Source organism: Azospirillum griseum (assembly GCF_003966125.1).
Classification (GTDB): domain Bacteria; phylum Pseudomonadota; class Alphaproteobacteria; order Azospirillales; family Azospirillaceae; genus Azospirillum; species Azospirillum griseum.
Genome location: NZ_RXMA01000195.1, coordinates 1 through 245, shown reverse-complemented (window position 1 = coordinate 245; position 245 = coordinate 1). Strand labels below are relative to the sequence as shown.

General features: G+C 69.4%; 1 protein-coding gene. It reads left to right on the top strand.

Annotated elements, in window-relative coordinates; translation table 11 throughout:
* The coding region (locus EJ903_RS26745; RefSeq protein ID WP_148105348.1) for an SNF2-related protein at positions 1–245 on the top strand (245 nt) is incomplete at both ends.

Genomic DNA, 245 nt, shown 5'->3' with positions numbered 1-245 from the left:
TGGCCGACGACATGGGGCTGGGCAAGACGGTGCAGGCGTTGGCCCATCTTCTGATCGAGAAGGAATCCGGGCGGATGGACCGCCCCTGTCTGCTGATCGCCCCGACCAGCGTGTTGGGCAACTGGCGCAGCGAGGCGGCGCGCTTCGCCCCCGATCTGCGCACGCTGGTCCTGCACGGCCCGCAGCGCAAGGCGGCGCACGGCGATCTGGCCGGGTATGATCTGGTCGTCACCTCCTACGCCCTG